The organism is Streptomyces sp. NPDC059816, assembly GCF_042732055.1.
Lineage (GTDB): Bacteria > Actinomycetota > Actinomycetes > Streptomycetales > Streptomycetaceae > Streptomyces.
Genome location: NZ_JBHWIQ010000004.1, coordinates 402,317 through 420,853, shown reverse-complemented (window position 1 = coordinate 420,853; position 18,537 = coordinate 402,317). Strand labels below are relative to the sequence as shown.

14 protein-coding genes are annotated in these 18,537 nt (G+C 72.3%); 7 read left to right on the top strand and 7 right to left on the bottom strand.

Features of this window, described 5'->3' with window-relative positions:
• Positions 1–83: 83 nt before the first annotated feature.
• On the bottom strand, positions 84–1,244 hold the full coding sequence (locus tag ACFV88_RS08455) for a PP2C family protein-serine/threonine phosphatase (protein ID WP_385487400.1): 1,161 nt from the start codon (positions 1,242–1,244) through the stop codon (positions 84–86).
• Positions 1,245–1,442: 198 nt separating this feature from the next.
• Between ACFV88_RS08455 and ACFV88_RS08450 the strand changes: the two genes are divergently transcribed.
• Positions 1,443–2,672, top strand: coding sequence for a GNAT family N-acetyltransferase (locus tag ACFV88_RS08450; RefSeq protein WP_385487398.1), 1,230 nt, complete (start codon positions 1,443–1,445; stop codon positions 2,670–2,672).
• Between the two features lie 58 nt (positions 2,673–2,730).
• Here the strand turns inward: ACFV88_RS08450 and ACFV88_RS08445 are convergent, their stop codons facing one another.
• From ACFV88_RS08445 to ACFV88_RS08435, 3 genes are all read right to left on the bottom strand, one after another.
• On the bottom strand, positions 2,731–3,552 hold the full coding sequence (locus ACFV88_RS08445) for an Fpg/Nei family DNA glycosylase (RefSeq protein ID WP_385487396.1): 822 nt from the start codon (positions 3,550–3,552) through the stop codon (positions 2,731–2,733).
• A 76-nt stretch (positions 3,553–3,628) separates the two neighbouring features.
• Complete coding sequence (locus ACFV88_RS08440) at positions 3,629–4,114, bottom strand: ribose-5-phosphate isomerase (RefSeq protein ID WP_385487394.1); 486 nt, start codon at positions 4,112–4,114, stop codon at positions 3,629–3,631.
• Between the two features lie 145 nt (positions 4,115–4,259).
• Positions 4,260–4,853 carry a biotin transporter BioY gene (locus ACFV88_RS08435; RefSeq protein ID WP_385487392.1) on the bottom strand — a complete coding sequence of 198 codons (594 nt, stop codon included), beginning with the start codon at positions 4,851–4,853 and terminating at the stop codon, positions 4,260–4,262.
• A gap of 372 nt (positions 4,854–5,225) precedes the next feature.
• Here ACFV88_RS08435 and ACFV88_RS08430 point away from each other — a divergent pair, with 372 nt between their 5' ends.
• The 3 genes from ACFV88_RS08430 (at position 5,226) to ACFV88_RS08420 (ending at position 7,958) form a co-directional block, all read left to right on the top strand.
• Positions 5,226–6,653, top strand: a complete 1,428-nt coding sequence (locus ACFV88_RS08430) for an amino acid permease (RefSeq protein WP_385487390.1) — start codon at positions 5,226–5,228, stop codon at positions 6,651–6,653.
• 88 nt (positions 6,654–6,741) lie between these two features.
• Positions 6,742–7,023, top strand: a complete 282-nt coding sequence (locus ACFV88_RS08425) for a hypothetical protein (RefSeq protein WP_385487388.1) — start codon at positions 6,742–6,744, stop codon at positions 7,021–7,023.
• A gap of 293 nt (positions 7,024–7,316) precedes the next feature.
• Positions 7,317–7,958: a superoxide dismutase gene (locus tag ACFV88_RS08420; RefSeq protein WP_385487386.1), complete on the top strand. Its 642-nt coding sequence runs from the start codon at positions 7,317–7,319 to the stop codon at positions 7,956–7,958.
• A 206-nt stretch (positions 7,959–8,164) separates the two neighbouring features.
• On the opposite strand, the gene ACFV88_RS08415 is transcribed toward ACFV88_RS08420, so the two are convergent.
• Positions 8,165–8,794: a DsbA family protein gene (locus ACFV88_RS08415; protein WP_385487384.1), complete on the bottom strand. Its 630-nt coding sequence runs from the start codon at positions 8,792–8,794 to the stop codon at positions 8,165–8,167.
• Between the two features lie 235 nt (positions 8,795–9,029).
• On the opposite strand from ACFV88_RS08415, the gene pepN reads away from it, so the two are divergent.
• Together pepN and ACFV88_RS08405 are read left to right on the top strand one after the other, a co-directional pair.
• Entirely contained in the window at positions 9,030–11,612 is a 2,583-nt protein-coding gene (pepN, locus tag ACFV88_RS08410) for an aminopeptidase N (protein ID WP_385487382.1), read from the top strand.
• 231 nt (positions 11,613–11,843) lie between these two features.
• Positions 11,844–12,983, top strand: coding sequence for a hypothetical protein (locus ACFV88_RS08405; RefSeq protein WP_385487380.1), 1,140 nt, complete (start codon positions 11,844–11,846; stop codon positions 12,981–12,983).
• Here the strand turns inward: ACFV88_RS08405 and ACFV88_RS08400 are convergent.
• Positions 12,959–14,164: a serine hydrolase domain-containing protein gene (locus ACFV88_RS08400; protein WP_385487378.1), complete on the bottom strand. Its 1,206-nt coding sequence runs from the start codon at positions 14,162–14,164 to the stop codon at positions 12,959–12,961. The two genes, ACFV88_RS08405 and ACFV88_RS08400, sit on opposite strands and share 25 nt — an antisense overlap.
• 234 nt (positions 14,165–14,398) lie before the next feature.
• Complete coding sequence (locus tag ACFV88_RS08395; protein WP_385487376.1) at positions 14,399–14,842, bottom strand: NUDIX hydrolase; 444 nt, start codon at positions 14,840–14,842, stop codon at positions 14,399–14,401.
• 313 nt (positions 14,843–15,155) lie between these two features.
• Here ACFV88_RS08395 and ACFV88_RS08390 point away from each other — a divergent pair, with 313 nt between their 5' ends.
• The gene (locus ACFV88_RS08390; RefSeq protein WP_385487374.1) at positions 15,156–18,485 is read left to right on the top strand and encodes a S8 family serine peptidase; all 3,330 of its coding nucleotides are present in this window, start codon (positions 15,156–15,158) and stop codon (positions 18,483–18,485) included.
• Positions 18,486–18,537: the final 52 nt, after the last annotated feature.

Sequence of the window (18,537 nt, the reverse complement as noted above, 5' to 3'; positions counted from 1 at the left end):
CCTACCCACGACGGCCGCCCCGGCACCGGGCCCGCGGCGGCCTTCGTCGTGCCGTGTACGGCGGGGCGACGCGCGGCCCCGCCTCAGCCGGCGGGCTGGGTGTCGCGGGAGATCAGGAGCAGCGCCCGGTCGTCGTTCACGTCCTTGGCCACCGCTTCGATGAGGTGCCAGGCGGCGCCCCGGAACCCGCCGGCCACATAGCGGTCGGCCTCGCCGGTGAGCCGGTCGATGCCCTCGTCGAGGTCGCGTTCCGAGGTCTCCACCAGCCCGTCCGTGAAGAGCATCAGCACGTCACCCTGGCGCAGGCAGCCCTTGAGCGGGTCGAACTGGGCGCCGTCGTAGACGCCGAGCAGCGGGCCTTCGGGCGCCTTCTCCTCCCAGCGCCCGGAGCCGGCGCTGAGCTGGAGGCCCGGCGGGTGGCCGGCCGAGAAGAGTTCGTAGTCGCCGGACTCCAGGTCCAGCACCAGGTGGATGGAGGTCGCGAAGCCCTCGTCCCAGTCCTGGCGCAGCAGGTAGCCGTTGGCGGCCGGGAGGAAGGCGTGGGGCGGCAGGGAACCGAGGAGGCCGCCGAAGGCGCCGGAGAGCAGCAGGGCGCGGGAGCCCGCGTCCATGCCCTTGCCGGACACGTCGGTGAGGACGACTTCCAAGGTCCGGCCGCCGTTGGTGCGGGCGGCCACCACGAAGTCGCCGGAGAAGGACTGGCCGCCCGCGGGGCGCAGGGCCATCTCGCGGTGCCAGCCGCGCGGCAGCGAGGGCAGCTTGCTCTGGACCCGGATGCGTTCGCGCAGGTCGAACAGCATGGTGCCGCCGCGCCGCCAGGGCACGCCGACGCGGCTGCGGAACTGGGCGATGAGCAGCCCGGTGAACCCGCACGCGGCGACCACGAGGACCACCCCGGGCGTCACCCGGGCGGGCCCCTCGGCGTAGGGGCCGAGGCGGACCGACTCCACGATGAGGGCGGACGCGGCGGCGGCGTACAGGGCGAGCAGGCTCGCGGGGCGCAGCAGCAGCCCGCCCGCGACGATCGGCAGCACCAGGGCGGACGGGGAGAACCAGACGGAGTTGGCCAGCGTGCCCAGGGCGATCAGGGGGACGGTGCAGAGCAGTCCCACCAGGGCTATCCAGTCGGAGCCGTCACCGCGGAAGTAGTCGACGCCCGACTTGCGCATGCCGACGCGGGCCCGGTGGAGTTGTTTCTTCAATCGGGCCGGGAACTTCTCTGCTGCCGTTCGTCGTCGTGCCATCGCACGTGGACCCTATCCAGCGCGCCGGTGAGGGCGCACGACAGGCCCCTCCCGGCGCTCTGTCGGGATCAGCGAATCCACGGGTGAACCCCCCTGTTCCATGGGCCGCCGACCGGCCCGTGCCACCTCCGTGCGGGCCCGGCAAGACGCACGGAAATCGGTTCGCTCATCCTGCTTCGCCCTGATAGTCATGTCTACATGACGACAGAGCTGAGGGTGCTACGACCGGATGACTGGACTGTGTGGTACGCCACACTGGAGCGGGCGTTTGGTGGCGTGGCAGAGGCTCCCGAGGAACGTGCGCTCTGGCAGGAACTCACCGAGAAGAAACGTTCCCTCGGGGTGTGGGACGGCGATGCGTGCGTCGGTACGGCGGGGGCGTTCAGCTTCCGGATGACCGTACCCGGCGGCGCTCAGGTGCCCGCGGCCGGCGTCACCATGGTGAGCGTGGCCGCCACCCACCGGCGGCGCGGCGTGTTGACGTCCATGATGCGGCGACAGTTGGACGACGTACGCGCGCTCGGTGAACCCCTCGCGGTGCTGACGGCCTCCGAGCCGGAGATCTACGGCCGGTTCGGGTACGGCATCGGCACCTACCAGTTGGGCGCGACGATCGACACCCCGCGGGTGACGCTGCCGGTACCGGCGGGCGCGGAGGGACTGCGGCTGCGCTTCGTGGCCCCCGCGGACGTGCAGGACGCGTGCGAGGCGCTGTACGCGCGGCGGGTGGCCGAGCGGCCGGGGATGATCGCCCGGGCCCCGGGCTGGGAGCGGTTGCCCCTGCTGGACCCGGAGGGCGAGCGGCACGGCGCGTCCCCCTTGCAGTGCGTCGTCGCCGAACGCGACGGCGAGTTGGTCGGTTACGCACGCTTCCACAACAAGCCGGAGTGGAACGCCTCGGGCCCGGCCGGGGTGGTGACGCTGCGGGACATGGAGGCGGTGGAGCCGGCGGCCTACGCCCAGCTGTGGCGGTTCCTGCTCGACATCGACCTGACCTCGACCCTCCAGATGCGCAACCGTCCGGTGGACGACGCCTGGCTGCACCTGGTGTCGGACGTGCGCCGGTGCCTGGTGACCACGCGGGACTCGCTGCACGTGCGGCTGGTGGACCTGGGCGCGGCGCTCGAAGCGCGGACGTACCGGGCGCCCGTGGACGTGGTGCTGGACGTGGCGGACGACTTCTGCCCCTGGAACGCGGGGCGCTGGCGGCTGACGGGTGACGCCAAGGGCGCGACCTGTCGGCGCACCGAGGAGCCCGCGGAGCTGCGGCTGTCGGTGCGGGAGCTGGGCGCGGCCTACCTCGGCGGGGTCGGCCTCAGGGCGCTCGCCGCCGGTGGCCGCGTCGAGGAGCTGCGGCTGGGCGCGTTGGACGAGGCGGCCACGGCCTTCGGGTCCGACGTGGCCCCCTGGCTGCCCCACGGCTTCTAGCTCCTTCGACGGGGAGCCCTGCCGCGGGGCTCCCCCGCATGGCCTTCTACGTGGCCTTCTACGTGGCCTTCGCGGAAGTCGGTTGGCAGGTGGGGCACCAGAAGAGGTTGCGGGCGGCCAGGCCGGCGGTACGGATCTCGTCGCCGCAGAGGTGACAGGGCCGTCGGTCCCGGCGGTAGACGTACACCTCCCCGCCGTGGTCGTCGACGCGCGGCGGTCGGCCCATGGCCTCGGGGGTGTGTGCGGGGCGGACGGTGTCGATGCGGTTGTTGCGGACGCCCTCGCGCATCAGGTCGACGAGGTCGGCCCAGATCGCGTCCCACTCGGCCCGGTCGAGGTCCCGGCCGGTGCGGTAGGGGTCGATGCCGTGCCGGAAGAGGACCTCGGCGCGGTAGACGTTGCCGACGCCCGCCACGACCTTCTGGTCCATCAGGAGCGCGGCGACGGTGGTGCGGCTGCGGGATATACGGGCCCAGGCCGGGTCCGGGTCGTCGTCGCGCAGCGGGTCGGGGCCGAGCCGGTCGTGGACGGCCCGCTTGTCGTCCTCGGTGATGAGGGCGCAGGTGGTCGGGCCGCGCAGGTCGGCGCAGTCGGTGGGCGTCGCGAGCCGGAGCCGGACGGTGTCCGTGGGCGGCGGCACGGGTGCCGTCGCGAAGTCGAGCTTGCCGAAGAGCCCCAGGTGGACGTGGATCCAGTCGCCGCCGGGGAATCCCAGGAACAGGTGCTTGCCGTGGGCTTCGGCGGCGGTCAGCGGGCGGCCGTCGAGGAGGGCCGCGCTCGCCGCGAACCGGCCCTGCGGGCTGCTGACGCGGACCTCGCGGTCCAGGAAGCGGTCCCGGTGGTCGAGGGCGAGTCGGTGGATCGTGTGCCCTTCCGGCACGGGCGGCGCTCCTGGGGTGTGTGCGGGGCTCGTGCCCGTGGCGCGGGGCGGACGCGCACCACGGGCACCGGGGTGGTTACGGCTGCGGGTGGTGGGCCGGGATCGGCGGGAGGTCGCCGGTGGTCTCGTAGGCCGACAGCATGTCGATGCGGCGCTGGTGCCGGGACTCGTCGGAGAACGACGTGGTCAGGAACTTCTCGACGAACGCCGTGGCCTCGTCCGTGGTGTGCATCCGCGCACCGACGGCGATGACGTTGGCGTCGTTGTGCTCGCGCCCGAGGGCCGCGGTCTGCTCGCTCCAGGCCAGCGCGGCGCGGACGCCCTTGACCTTGTTCGCGGCGATCTGCTCGCCGTTGCCGGAGCCGCCGATGACGACCCCCAGCGAGCCCGCGTCCGCGGCGGTCCGCTCGGCGGCCCGCAGACAGAACGGCGGGTAGTCGTCCTGGGCGTCGTAGACGTGGGGTCCACAGTCGACGGGCTCGTGGCCGTTGGCCTTGAGCCACTGGACGAGGTGGTTCTTGAGTTCGTAGCCGGCATGATCCGAGCCGAGGTACACGCGCATGCGTCCGAGTGTGGCATGCCGTGAACGGAGCGTACGCCCATGGGTCGGCGGATTGGTCCGGACCTGAGAGGCGGGCCCGGGACGCGCAACGGCCCCGGTTCCCGGGGAGGAACCAGGGCCGCAGGGGCCGGGAGGGGCGTCCGGCTCAGCGCTTGACGAGGCGCCAGGCGGTGGGCAGTGCACCCATCGCGAGGGCGGCCTTGAGTGCGTCGCCGATCAGGAACGGCGTCAGGCCCGCGGCGACGGCACCGGACAGCGACAGGGGCGTGCTCGCGGCGAGGTAGGGCACGCCGACCGCGTAGATGATCGCGGAGCCGATCACCATGGTGCCCGCGGTGCGCAGCATCGAACGGTCGCCGCCGCGGCGGGCGAGGGCGCCGACGACGGTCGCGGCGAGCAGCATGCCGAGCACGTAGCCGAAGGTGGCGCCGCCCGCGCCGGAGGTGCCCTCCGCGAACCAGGGCACGCCCGCCATGCCGACCAGCGCGTACAGGGCGAGCGAGAGGAAGCCGCGGCCGGCGCCGAGGGAGGTGCCGACCAGGAGCGCCGCGAAGGTCTGGCCGGTGACCGGGACGGGGGAACCGGGCACCGGGACGACCAGCTGCGCGGCGACGCCGGTGAGCGCGGCACCGCCCACCACCAGGGCGACGTCCCGGACCCGGGCGCGGGCCGTCGAGGAGGCGGGCAGGAGGTCGGCGAGGACCTCGCCGGGGCGAACGGTGACGGTTGCGGTGCTCAACGGGGCTCCCGGGGAGGTCGGACGGTGCAGGGGACGGGCGGTGCGGGTCCTGGCGGTGCAGGGGCACTCGGCGCTGCGGGGACACGGCGACGCTATCCCAGGGGCCCCGGCGCGCTCACCGTCAACGGCCGACAAAGGGCGCTACCACGGATTGGTCACCTCCCAACAAAGCGGCTGGGCGAATCACCCGGTCAAGGTGACACTGATCACTGAGCGACTGTGGGGTACCACCAATTCCGGGGCGGGGCAGCCGATCTCGCCGGTGACACCGGCCCGAGCTGGAAGGCATGTCCATGACCGTCTTGGGCACGAGTCCTCCGTACGGCACACTGAACGCCCCCCACATCCCCTCATGTAATGGAAAACCCCCACATGGCTCGACCAGACGCCGAGGCGCGCGCGGACTCCCCCACGAAGGGTGCGGACCCGGGTTCCGGGCCCGCACCGGGCGGAACGCTCGGGCACGGCCTCAAGCAGCGGCACCTGTCGATGATCGCCCTCGGCGGGGTGATCGGCGCGGGGCTCTTCGTGGGGTCGGGGGCCGGCATCGCCGCCGCCGGTCCTTCCATCGTCGTGGCGTACTCCGTGTCCGGGCTGTTGGTGATGCTCGTGATGCGGATGCTGGGCGAGATGTCGGCCGCCTACCCGTCGTCGGGCTCGTTCTCGGCGCACGCGGAGCGTGCGATCGGGCCGTGGGCCGGGTTCACCGCCGGCTGGGCTTTCTGGGTGCTGCTGTGCACCGCCGTGGGACTGGAGGCCATCGGGGCGGCGGCGATCGTCTCCGAGTGGCTGCCGGGCACCCCGCAGTGGGCGTGGGTCGCCCTGTTCATGGCGGTGTTCTGCGCCTCGAACCTGGCGGCGGTGCGCAACTTCGGGGAGTTCGAGTTCTGGTTCGCCGCGCTGAAGGTCGCCGCGATCGCCCTGTTCCTGGTCCTGGGGGCACTCGCCATCGCCGGACTGCTGCCCGGTACCGACGCACCCGGCACCGCGCACCTGACCGGCGACGGCGGGTTCCTGCCCAACGGCAGCGAGGGACTGGTCACCGGGCTGCTCGCCTCCGTGTTCGCGTACGGCGGGCTGGAGACGGTGACGATCGCCGCGGCGGAGTCCGAGGACCCGGTGCGCGGGGTGGCGAGCGCGGTGCGCACCGCGATGTGGCGGATCGCGCTGTTCTACATCGGCTCGATGGCCGTGATCGTGACGCTGGTGCCCTGGAACGACGAGGACCTCGTCGACAAGGGCCCCTACGTGGCCACCCTCGACACCCTGGGCATCCCCGGCGCCGGCGAGATCATGAACGTGGTGGTCCTGGTGGCCCTGCTGTCGGCGATGAACGCCAATGTCTACGGGGCGTCCCGGATCGCGTACTCCCTGGTGGAGCGGGGGCAGGGGCCGAAGGTGCTGGGGAGGGTGTCGGGCGGGGTGCCGCGGGTCGCGGTGGTGGCCTCGTCCCTGTTCGGCTTCCTGTGCGTGCTGCTGAGCTACTGGCGGCCCGACGACGTGTTCAGCTGGCTGCTCAAGATGATCGGCGCGGTGATCCTCGTCGTGTGGATCACCATCGCGGTCTCCCAGCTGATCCTGCGGCGCCGCGTCGAACGGGAGGATCCCGGGCGGCTCACCGTGCGCATGTGGGCGTACCCCGCGCTGACCTGGGTGGCGCTCGCCGCGATGGCGGGGATCTTCCTGTTGATGGCCCGCCAGCCGGACACGCGGGTGCAGTTGTACGCCACCGGGGCGATGGTGCTGGCGCTGGCCACGGCCGGGTACGCCCGGCAGCGACGGCGCGCCGCGCGGGGGTAGCGGGGCCGCCCGCTCGTTCCCCGGCCAGCTCCCGGCACCGCCAAGTCCGTTGCGGAGCTGGCCACTTGGCGTTCAGTACCATGCGGCGGTGCCCCTCAACGGAAGCGGCGGTCCGCGACGGCTGTTCGTCATCGCCGGCGTGGGGGTCGGCCTGGCCGCGACGGTCCTGGGCTGGCACGCGACGCGTCCCGTGCACCCCGACTGCATCGTCGGCTACTCCCGACTGGCCGACGGCACGGGGCTCAGCCTCCCCGAGGCGGACGGTCGGGTGCCGACGGACGAGGAACTCGTCGATCGCGCCGTCCGGGCGGCCCGGGAGTCGGGTCACTGCGCTCCGCCCCGCCCGCGCTGGCGGCACTGGCTCGACTGAACGCCGTCGACCCGGACCTCCGGTGGGGCCGCTCCCCCGGCCCGACCCCGTCCGACTCCATCCGCCCCCCGACTCCGTCCGGCTCCGTCCGGTGCGCAGGCGGTGCTTCCGGACGCCCGGTCACCGCCCCCCCGACCGGAGCCCCGTTGAACACACGGGCGTCCGTCGGAGCACCTGAGCGGGGCCGTGACCCGCGCGCCGCGGAGCACCCGGGGGGCGCACGCGTTTGCGGGAAGCTGCTGGTAGCGTGCAGTTGCAAGTGCTTTGCAATAAGAGGTCAGAGGGGACCCGCGATGGCCGTCTACACACTTCCCGAACTTCCGTACGACTACTCCGCACTCGCCCCGGTGATCAGCCCCGAGATCATCGAGCTGCACCACGACAAGCACCACGCCGCCTACGTGAAGGGTGCCAACGACACCCTGGAGCAGCTGGAGGCGGCGCGGGACAAGGACCAGTGGGGGTCGATCAACGGCCTCCAGAAGAACCTGGCCTTCCACCTGTCCGGCCACATCCTGCACTCCATCTACTGGCACAACATGACCGGTGACGGCGGCGGCGAGCCGCTGGACAAGGACGGCGTGGGCGGGCTGGCGGACGCGATCGCCGAGTCCTTCGGTTCGTTCGCCAACTTCAAGGCGCAGCTCACCAAGGCGTCGGCGACCACGCAGGGCTCCGGCTGGGGCGTCCTCGCCTACGAGCCGGTCAGCGGCAAGCTGATCGTGGAGCAGATCTACGACCACCAGGGCAACGTGGGCCAGGGCTCGACGCCGATCCTGGTCTTCGACGCCTGGGAGCACGCCTTCTACCTCCAGTACAAGAACCAGAAGGTCGACTTCATCGACGCCATGTGGCAGGTCGTCAACTGGCAGGACGTGGCCAAGCGCTACGCCGCCGCCAAGGAGCGCGTGGACAACCTGATCCTCGCCCCCTGATCCGACGCTCCGCCCCCGCATCACCGCACCACCGCATTGCCGCAGTACGTGCCACCCCCCGGGTTAGGGCCGCTCCCGGGGCGGCACCCAAGGCCCTGCTCGTGATCGTCTTCTCACCGTTCATGGGGCAGGAGCAGAAACGGAAGGTCCCGCGAGGACGTGACTCGCGGGACCTTCCGGCGTTCGCAGCAATGAAGGGGCGGGGCTCAGTCGAAGACGGGGTCCTGGGTGCGGGTGCGCTTGATCTCGTAGAAGCCGGGGATGGAGGCCACCAGCAGGGTGCCGTCCCACAGTCGGGCGGCCTCCTCGCCCTTGGGTGCGGGGGTGACCACGGGGCCGAAGAAGGCGATCTGCTCGCCGTCGGCGCCGGGCACGGCGATGACGGGGGTGCCCACGTCCTGGCCGACCTTGTCGATGCCCTCCTTGTGGGAGGCGCGCAGCTCGACGTCGTACTTCTCGGAGTCCGCGTACGCGATGAGCGACTCCGGCAGACCCGCGTCCGCGAGGGCCCCCGCGATCGCCTCGCGGGTGTTGCCCTCGCCCCGGTTGTGGAAACGGGTGCCCAGTGCGGTGTACAGCGGGCCGACGACCTCGTCCCCGTGCAGTTGGCGGGCCGCGGTCACCACGCGGACCGGCGCCCACGCCCGTTGCAGGCCCTCGCGGTACCTCTCGGGCACCTCGTCCAACTTGTTCTCGTTGAGGACGGCGAGGCTCATCACGTGCCAGCGGATCTCGATGTCCCTGACCTTCTCGACCTCCAGGATCCAGCGGGAGGTCATCCACGCCCACGGGCAGATCGGATCGAACCAGAAGTCGACGGGGGTCTTCTGCGTCATGGGTACGTCTCTCCTCGGCGCCCGCGGGCGCGTGCCGGTGGTCATCACACTCATGTGAAGAACGCCACAGGTCACCCCGGCCATTCCCGCCCGGACGGCCGACGGGCGGCCGGTGCGGCGCGTCCGGGGGCCCATGGCAGGATCGTTTCCCGGGTAGCGAATACCGTGTACCGATTTCCGATACATCCGACCAGCTGAAGATCCGACGATCCGCGAGTCACAAGGGAGTGCCGCCGTGCCCGGTGAGAATCTGTCCCGCGACGAGGCCCAGGAGCGGGCCGCGCTGCTGTCCGTCGACGGTTACGAGGTCGCGCTCGACCTGCGGTCCGCGATCGGAGCGGGGGACGGCGACGGTCCGCGGACGTTCCGGTCGGTCACCACGATCCGGTTCCGCTGCGCCGAGCCGGGGGCGAGCAGCTTCGCCGACCTGGTGGCGCCGGGCGTCACCGCGGTCTCGCTGAACGGCAAGGACCTCGACCCGGACGCGGTCTTCGACGGGACCCGGATCGCGCTGGCGAACCTCGCCGCGGAGAACGAGCTGGTGGTCGACGCCCGGTGCGCGTACAGCCGCACCGGCGAGGGCATGCACCGCTTCGTCGACCCGGAGGACGGCGAGGTCTACCTCTACACCCAGTACGAGCCCGCGGACGCGCGCCGGGTGTTCGCCAACTTCGAGCAGCCCGACCTGAAGGCCCCGTACGCCTTCGAGGTGACCGCGCCCGAGGGCTGGACGGTGTGGAGCAACGGGGTCGGGGAGCTGGTCGACGGGGTCTGGCGGTTCGCGCGGACCGAGGCGATCTCCACGTACATCACGGCGGTCGTCGCCGGGCCGTACCACCACGTCACCGACCACTACCGCCGCACCTTCGCGGACGGGACGACCTTGGAGATCCCGCTCGGCGCGCTGTGCCGCAAGGGGCTCGCCAAGCACTTCGACGCCGATGACGTGTTCCTGGTGACCAAGCAGGGGCTCGACTTCTTCCACGACCACTTCGACTACCCGTACCCGTTCGGCAAGTACGACCAGGCGTTCGTCCCGGAGTACAACCTCGGGGCGATGGAGAACCCCGGGTGCGTGACCTTCCGGGAGGAGTTCATCTTCCGGGGGAAGGTGACGCGGGCCGCGTACGAGCGGCGGGCCAACGTCATCCTGCACGAGATGGCGCACATGTGGTTCGGCGACCTGGTCACCATGCGGTGGTGGGACGACCTGTGGCTCAAGGAGTCGTTCGCCGACTTCATGGGGACGTTCTCGATGGTCGGGGCCACCCGCTTCACCGACGGCTGGATCACCTTCGCCAACAACCGCAAGGCGTGGGCGTACCGCGCCGACCAGCTCCCGTCCACGCACCCGATCACGGCCGACATCCGTGACCTGGAGGACGCCAAGCTGAACTTCGACGGCATCACCTACGCCAAGGGCGCCGCGGTGCTGAAGCAGTTGGTGGCGTACGCGGGCCAGGACGCGTTCCTGGAGGGCGCACGGCGCTACTTCAAGCGCCACGCCTACGGCAACACCCAGCTCCAGGACCTGCTGGTGGTGCTGGAGGAGACCTCGGGGCGCGACCTGGCCGCCTGGTCGCGCGCCTGGCTCCAGACCGCCGGGGTCAACACGCTCACCCCGCAGACGCTGTTGGACGCCCAGGGGCGGATCACCGAGCTGGCGATCCTCCAGGAGGCCCCGGAGGCGTACCCGACGCTGCGTCCGCACCGGATCGCCGTGGGGCTCTACGCCCGCGAGGACGCCAGCGGCGACCTGGTCCGTTACGCCCGGGCCGAGGTCGACGTGGACGGGCCGCGGACCGTGGTGACCGCCCTCGCTGGCGAGCGGGCGCCGGAACTGGTGCTCGTCAACGACGAGGACCTGACCTACTGCAAGATCCGGTTCGACGAGACCTCGCTGGTGACCCTGCGCGAACGCCTCGGGTCGCTGACCGATCCGCTGGCGCGGGCGCTGTGCTGGTCGGCGCTGTGGAACCTGACCCGGGACGCGCTGATGCCGGCCCGGGACTTCGTGGACCTGGTGGTGCGGTTCGCCGGGCGCGAGAGCGACATCGGGGTGCTCCAGATGCTGCACGCCTGGGCGCTGTCGGCGGTCACCCACTACGCGGTGCCCGAATGGCGCGAGGAGGGCGGCCGACTGCTCGCCGAAGGGGCCCTGCGGGAGCTGCGGATCGCCGAGCCGGGCAGTCAGCACCAGCTCACCTGGGCCCGGTTCCTGGCCGCCACGGCGTCCGGGGAGGCCGACCTCGGGCTGCTGACCGGACTACTGGAGGGCAGCGCGCGGATCGACGGGCTCGACGTGGACCAGGAGCTGCGCTGGGCGTTCCTGGAGCCGCTGGCCGCGCACGGGGTGGCCGGGGCGGACGTCATCGCGGCGGAGCTGGCCCGGGACGACACGGCGTCCGGCAAGCGGCACCAGGTGCGGTGCCTGGCCGCCCGGCCGCTGGTGGAGGTCAAGGCGCGGGCGTGGGCGGACGTGATGGAGTCGGACGCGCTGTCCAACGCACTGGTCGAGGCGACGATCTCCGGATTCACCCAGCCTTCGCAGCGGGAACTGATCGCGCCGTACGCCCCGCGGTACTTCGAGGCGATCGAGCGGATCTGGGCCGAGCGCTCCATCCAGATCGGCATGGACGTGGTCCGCGGACTGTTCCCGGCCCTCCAGGGGGACCGGGCGACGCTGGACGCGGCGGACGCGTGGCTCGCCGCGCACGAGGGGGCGGCGCCGGCGCTGCGGCGCTTGGTGATCGAGTCCCGGGACGACCTCGCGCGGACGCTGCGCGGGCAGGAGTGCGACCGGCTGGCCGCCGGGTGACCGCTGCCCGGAGGTGAGGCAGGAGAGACGGGGCGCGTGCGAGGGTTCGCACGCGCCCCGTTTTCTGCGCCCCGGCGGGCGGCATTCGTACTGGTGAACGCGCGCCCGCCGTAAGGGGGATCGAGGTTTCGCCCGCCGAACCACCACACGTTCGGGCGAAGTTGTCCCGGATTGTCGATGAATCCGTAACTCAGGTTAGCGACCCCGTCCGGGGTGGGCAGATTGCGGGACATGAACCACAATGCCCCACTCTCCGCTGGCACCAACCGCCCCCACTCCACCCCGGACTTCCGCGATGCCCGGCTGCGCGTGATGAGCCTCGCCCAGCTCCGTGCGCACGGGGTGTCCGCCGCCGAAACCAGTGCACGCTGCCGGTCGGGCGGATCGTGGCAGCCGTTCCTGCCCGGCGTGTACCTGCTGCACCAAGGGCCGCCCACCAGCGAGGAACGACTGCACGGCGTCCTGCTGTACGCGGGACGCCCCACCGCCCGAGGCACCGTCCCCGCCCAACCGGTCGCCCCACAGCCGCACCACGCCTACGAGTACGGGGACGGGCTGCCCTTCTCGGACGGCCTCCCCTACGAGGACGAGGAGCAGTCCCCGTACCGCGACGCCATGCTCACCGGGATGGCGGCCCTGAGGCTGTACGGCTTCGCCCACGCCCCCTCGCTGCTCGCCCTCGACCGGCTCGACGTCCTGGTCCCCCGCACCCGCCGGCTCCGCTCCACCCCTCAAGTGCGGCTGGTGCGCGCCGTGGTGCTGCCGAGGCCGCACCACGTGACCGGGCTCCCGGTGGCACCGGTGCCCCGGGCGCTGGCCGACGCGATCGCCCAACTCGGCGACGCGCCCACGATCCGCGCGCTGCTCACCGAGGCCGTGCGCGACCGGCACTGCGAACCGGCCGCCGTGGTACGGGAGCTGAACCAGGCGCGGCTGCTGGGGCGTCCGCACGTGGTGGACGCGGTCGACTCGTTGCTCGCCGAGGGGCGGTCGGTCGCCGAGGACCGGCTGTACCGGATGGTGAGCGCGCACGGGCTGCCCGAGCCGGTGTGGAACGTCGATCTGCGGCTGCCCGGCGGACCGCACCTGGGCGGGGTGGACGCGTACTGGCCGGAGCACGCCGTCGCGGTGGAGCTGGACACCCGTTCCCCCCGGCCGGGCGCCCGGCACGGGGACCCGACGGAGGAGGCCGAGTGGGCCGAGTACGCACGCAAGCGGGACCACTTGGAACGGCTGGGGATCACGGTCGTCCACATCACCCCGCGCAAGCTGCGGGACAGTGCGGAGCAGCAGGCCACGGTGGTGCGCACGGCGCTGTTGACCTCCGCCGAACGGGAGCCGGCCACCTACGTGGTCGTGTTGCCGCGCTGACCGGGCCCGCGACCCCCGCGCCGGGCGCCGCCGCAGAACTCCGCCTCCTCGATCGCGCCGCCGCCCAGCCAGTCGGCGTTGAGGTTGTAGGCGAGGGTGTGCCCGCCGTCGCGGGTGCTGAGCGTGCGGGTGGACGATCCGGGGATGCCGCCCCCGTGGCCCCACAGCCGCAGGCCGCACCCGGTCGGGACGCTGGAGATGCCGAGCCCGTAGCGCGCCCGGGAGGGCAGCCCGGTCGGAACGGTGGTGGTCATCGCGGTGAGTTGGCGGGCGGGCAGGAGGTCGCCGTGCAGCAGGGCGGCGAAGAAACGGGTGAGGTCGGCCGAGGAGGAGATCATCTCGCCCGCCGCGTAGGCCATCGACGGATTGAGGAGGGTGACGTCATGGACCGAGGTGGTCTCCGGGTGGGAGGAGAGCTTCCCGTAGCCCCGTCCGCTCGGGCCGGGCACGTGCGGGTCGGTGCCGGGGACGGAGGTGGAGCGCAGCCCGAGCGGCCGGACGATCCGGTCCCGGACCGCGTCGCCGTAGGGGCGCCCGGTGACCGCTTCGATCACCAGCCCGGCGAGCACGTAGTTGGTGTTGGAGTAGCCCCAGGTGGCGCCGGGCGCGAAGGCCGCCGGGCCGCTCAGGGCGGTGCGCACCAGGGCGCGGGGGGTGAGGGTGTCGAAGCGGTGCGTGAAGAAGCCAGGGTCCTGGAAGTGCCAGCGGCGGAACTCCGGGTCGGTGGTGTAGTCGCGGACGCCGCTGGTGTGGTTGAGGAGTTGGCGGACGGTGATCCGCCGTCCGTCGTGGCCACCGCCCCGGACCAGCCCGGGCAGCCAGTGCTCGACGGTGTCGTCCAGGTCGATGCGGCCCTCGGCCTCCAGGGTGAGGAGCACGGTGGCGACGAAGGTCTTGGTGACGCTGCCGATGCGGTAGCGGTCGTCGGCGCCGCGCGGCCGGCCGGTGCGCAGGTCGCCCACGCCCACCGCGGCCTGCCAGTTGCCGGCGTGGTCGCGCACCTGGGCGGCCACCCCGGGGGCGCCGTTCGCGACGGTCTCGGCCATGGCCCGCTCGGTGCGGCGGTGGTCGTCCGGGGCTCCGGACGCCCGGGCGGCTTCCGTGAGCGCGGCGGTGACGAGCACCGCCGCGGTCAGCGCCACGAGTCCCCGGCGCGCGGTGCGTGGTGTCGGTGCTGTCACCAGATCCCCTGCTTCTCCACTCGGTCACGGTCGCGGGCCGTGCGGGGGCATCGGTCGGTCGGTGGGCCGGTGCGCAGCGGCTCGCGCCCGGTAAACCGGCAAAGCCCGGGGAAGGTTCGCCGACTTCGGGCGGTGGACCGCGGCTCTCCCCTTGGGGAGGAGAGTACGAACGTCCGCCCGGTTCCCGTGCGTCGGGGGTGTGGTGCGCGGCTCGAAGCGCTCCGGGCGGCGGGTTCAGCGACCGACCGGCGGACGCTCCCGCCAGAGTCCGAGCGCGTGGTCGACCAACCCGACCCGGACCAGGTCGGGCACCTCGGCCAGCGGGATCCAGGCGGCGAGGTCGGTGGAGCCGTCGGTCTCGTTGCGCAGCGAACCCCCGGTCACCTCCGCGCAGTAGAGGAGGCGCAGGGCGTGGAAGTCGGCGTACCGGCCGAGCGGCCGGGGGTCGCGGGGGTTGCGGTGCGAGTGGACGCCGAGCAGGACGCGCGGGACGACCTCGTAGCCGGTCTCCTCGGCGACCTCGCGGATCACCGTGTCGTACGGATCCTCACCGTGGTCCATGCCGCCGCCGGGGAGGGTCCACCGCCGAGCGCCCTCCCGGTCCACCCAGCGGGCGAGGAGGACGCGGTCGTCCTCGACGCAGACGGCGTAGGCGGCGACCCTGAGTACGTTTCCCATCCGGCCCACGGTACGGGCCGCCCGCCGGACGGTCGGAACGAATCCGCCTATCGCCCGCTATGCGCACCATGGCGTATGGCGGAAGTGCGCCATGAGCACGACACCGTTTCGGCAACCCTCCCCAAACGGCGTGACCGTACGTAAAGCTGAGCGGTCACCCGGCCCCGGAATCCGGAACACCTCCGGACCGGCCGGCCGCGAAGACGCTCCATCCCGGGTGCCCGCCCGACCCGCCCGGACGACCGTCCGGCGCGGCTGCGCAGTGCGGTGCCCGGGGCCGGACCCCATCCGCTCCTACACCTACAGGGATGAGATGACCCCCACCCCCAAGCCGGCACCCGCATCAGGTGCGAGACGCGCGGCGCGCATAGCCGTGGCCGCGGGCCTCGTGGCCGCGCTCTCCGCCGCCGGACCCATACCCTCGGCCTTCTCGGCCCCCGGCGGCGACCCGGCCCCCACGGACGCGGCCGTCAAGGCGGCGGACGCCAAGCTCGGTTCCGCCGACGCGGAACTCCTCGCCGCGGCCCAGGCCAAGGGCGACAAGAACGTCACGATGATGGTGGCCACCGTGCCCGGCGCCACCGAGCAGGTCAGGGACCAGCTCGACGCCGTCAAGGGCGGATCGGTCGCGAAGACGCACGACAAGCTCGGCTACGTCCGGGCGACCGTCCCGACGGCGCGGGCCGAAGCGGCGATCGCGGCGGCGGTGAAGCTGTCCTCGGTGCAGGGCATCGACCTGCGTCACGAGATCAAGCTGGACGACCCGCCGGTCGGCGGCGACGAGTCCCGCGGCAAGCGCCCGGCCCCCGGCAGCTACCCCGCCCCGGGCCGCGACACCCCCGCCAAGAACCCGTACAACCCGTCCTTCGAGACGGGCGCGGTCGACTTCGTGCGGCAGAACCCGACGGCGGACGGCCGCGGGATCACCATCGGCGTCATCGACTCGGGCGTGGACCTCGGCCACCCGGCGCTCCAGAAGACCACCACCGGTGAGCGCAAGATCACCGACTGGGTCACCGGCACCGACCCCATCCTCGACAGCGACGGCACCTGGCGCCGGATGGCCAACCCGGTCAGCGGCCCCACCTTCTCCTACCTGAACACCAGTTGGCGGGCGCCCGCGGGCAGCTACCAGGTCAACGCGTTCCGGGAGAGCGTCACCGCCACCGGCGACGCGCAGGGCGACCTCAACCGCGACGGCGACACCAGCGACGTGTGGGGCGTGCTGTACGACCCGGCGGCCGGCACCGTCCGCGTCGACCTGAACGACAACAAGGACTTCACCGACGACGAGGCCCTGAAGCCGTACAAGGACGGCTTCCAGATCGGGTACTTCGGCACCGACGACCCGGCGACGCCGATCGCCGAGCGCGTGCCGTTCGTCGTCGAGATCCGCAAGGACGTGCCGACCGACCCGTACGGCGGCGACTGGATCGGCAAGAAGGCCGACTTCGTCAACATCGGCATCATCGAGGGCGACCACGGCACCCACGTCGCCGGCATCGCCGCCGCCAACAGCCTGTTCGGCGGCAAGATGAACGGTGCGGCGCCCGGCGCCAAGCTGGTCTCCTCGCGGGCCTGCTCCTGGGGCGGCGGCTGCACCAACATCGCGCTGACCGAGGGCATGATCGACCTCGTCACCCACCGCGGCGTGGACATCGTCAACATGTCCATCGGCGGTCTGCCGGCGCTGAACGACGGCAACAACGCGCGCGCCGCGCTGTACACCCGCCTCATCGACACCTACGGCGTGCAGCTCGTCATCGCCGCCGGCAACGACGGCCCCGGCGTGAACACCATCGGTGACCCGGGCCTCGCCGACAAGGTGCTGTCCGTCGGCGCGACCATCTCCAAGGAGACCTGGGCCGCCAACTACGGCTCCGGGGTCCGCACGTCGTACGCGATGATCCCGTTCTCCTCGCGCGGTCCGCGTGAGGACGGCGGCTTCGCGCCCGTCATCTCGGCGCCCGGCGCGGCCATCAACACCACGCAGACCTGGACGCCCGGCGGCCCGGTCGCCGAGGCCGGCTACCAGCTGCCGCCCGGCTACTCGATGCTCCAGGGCACCTCGATGGCCTCCCCGCAGGCCGCCGGCGCCTCGGCGCTGCTGCTGTCCGCGGCGAAGCAGCGCGGCATCGACCTCACCCCGGCGAAGCTGCGCACCGCGCTGACCTCCACCACCGAGGAGGTCCGCGGCGAGCAGGCGCACGCCCAGGGCACCGGTCTGATCGACGTGGTCGACGCCTGGAAGGCCGTGCGACGCGGCGCCACGGCGCACGAGTACGCGGTGAAGGCCCCCGTCGACACCAACATCGACCACCAGCTGAAGACCCCGGGCTTCGGCACCGGCCTCTACGACCGTGAGAGCGGCCTGAAGAAGGGCCAGCGCAAGACGTACGACGTCACGGTCACGCGCACCACCGGCCCCGACCGCCCGGTCCGTCACGAACTGGACCTGGAGAACAACCACGAGGGCACGTTCCGGCTGCTCGGCGACGCCGCCGACGGGTACGTGACGCTGCCGCTGAACACCCCGGTCACCGTGCAGGTGCAGGCGCGCCCGCGCTCGCTCGGCGTGCACAGCGCGATCCTGGAGGTCAACGACCCCCGCACCGAGGGCACCGACCACCAGGTCATGTCGACGGTCGTGGTCGCCACCCCGATCAGCAAGCCCTCGTCGACGTTCTCCGCGTCCGGCGTCTCCACCCGCAACAGCCACCAGTCGTACTTCCTGACGGTGCCCGAGGGCGCCACCAGCCTCGAAGTGCGGATCGGCGGGCTGAAGGACAAGAGCCAGACCCGGTTCATCACGCTGCACCCGACGGGCGTGCAGATGGAGAACTCCAGCACCATCTTCTGCTACGCGAACTACGAGCACCCGCTGAACAAGTGCCGTCCGGACGTGCGCTCGTACGCCAACCCGACGCCGGGCGTCTGGGAGATCGAGGTCGAGTCGCGGCGCACCTCGCCGCTGCTGGACAACCCGTTCGAGCTGGACGTGACGGTGCTCGGCGCGGCCTTCGACCCGGCCGTGCAGAACCTGCCGGAGGCCAAGGCCGGTGTCCCGGCCCCGGTGTCCTGGCAGGTCACGAACCAGTTCGCGGCGCTCCAGGGCAAGTTGAAGGGCGCTCCGCTGAGCTCCGTCAAGGCGCAGCGGCCGACCATCGCCACGGGACAGAACCAGCGGTACGAGGTCGTCGTGACGGAGGGCGCGACCAGGCTCGACGCGTCGATCGGCAACACGTCCGTCACCCGCGCCGACCTGGACCTGTACCTGTACGACGAGGCGGGCAACCTCCTCGCGGACGACGCGGACGCCAACTCGGAGGAGGCGGTGTCGCTGCGCGACCCGGCCGCCGGGACGTACTTCGTGGAGGTCGTCGGCTACTCGGTGCCGGGGGAAGACCCCACCGCGTACGACTACCTCGACCTGTTCGTGTCGCCCGCACTGGGCTCGGTCACGGTCGACGAGTCGCGGACGTTCCCGCTCGGACCCGGTGACACCGCACGGGTGCCGGCCGAGGTCGTCGCGAAGGCTCCGGCGGCCGAGGGCCGTCAGCTGCGCGGCGAGGTCCAGCTCGTCAACGAGCGCGGGACCGTCGCGGGGGTCGGCGGGGTGCGGGTCGGGACGATCACTCCGTAGCCACCACCAGCGCACGACGGCGGGGCCGGCACTCTTCGGGGTGCCGGCCCCG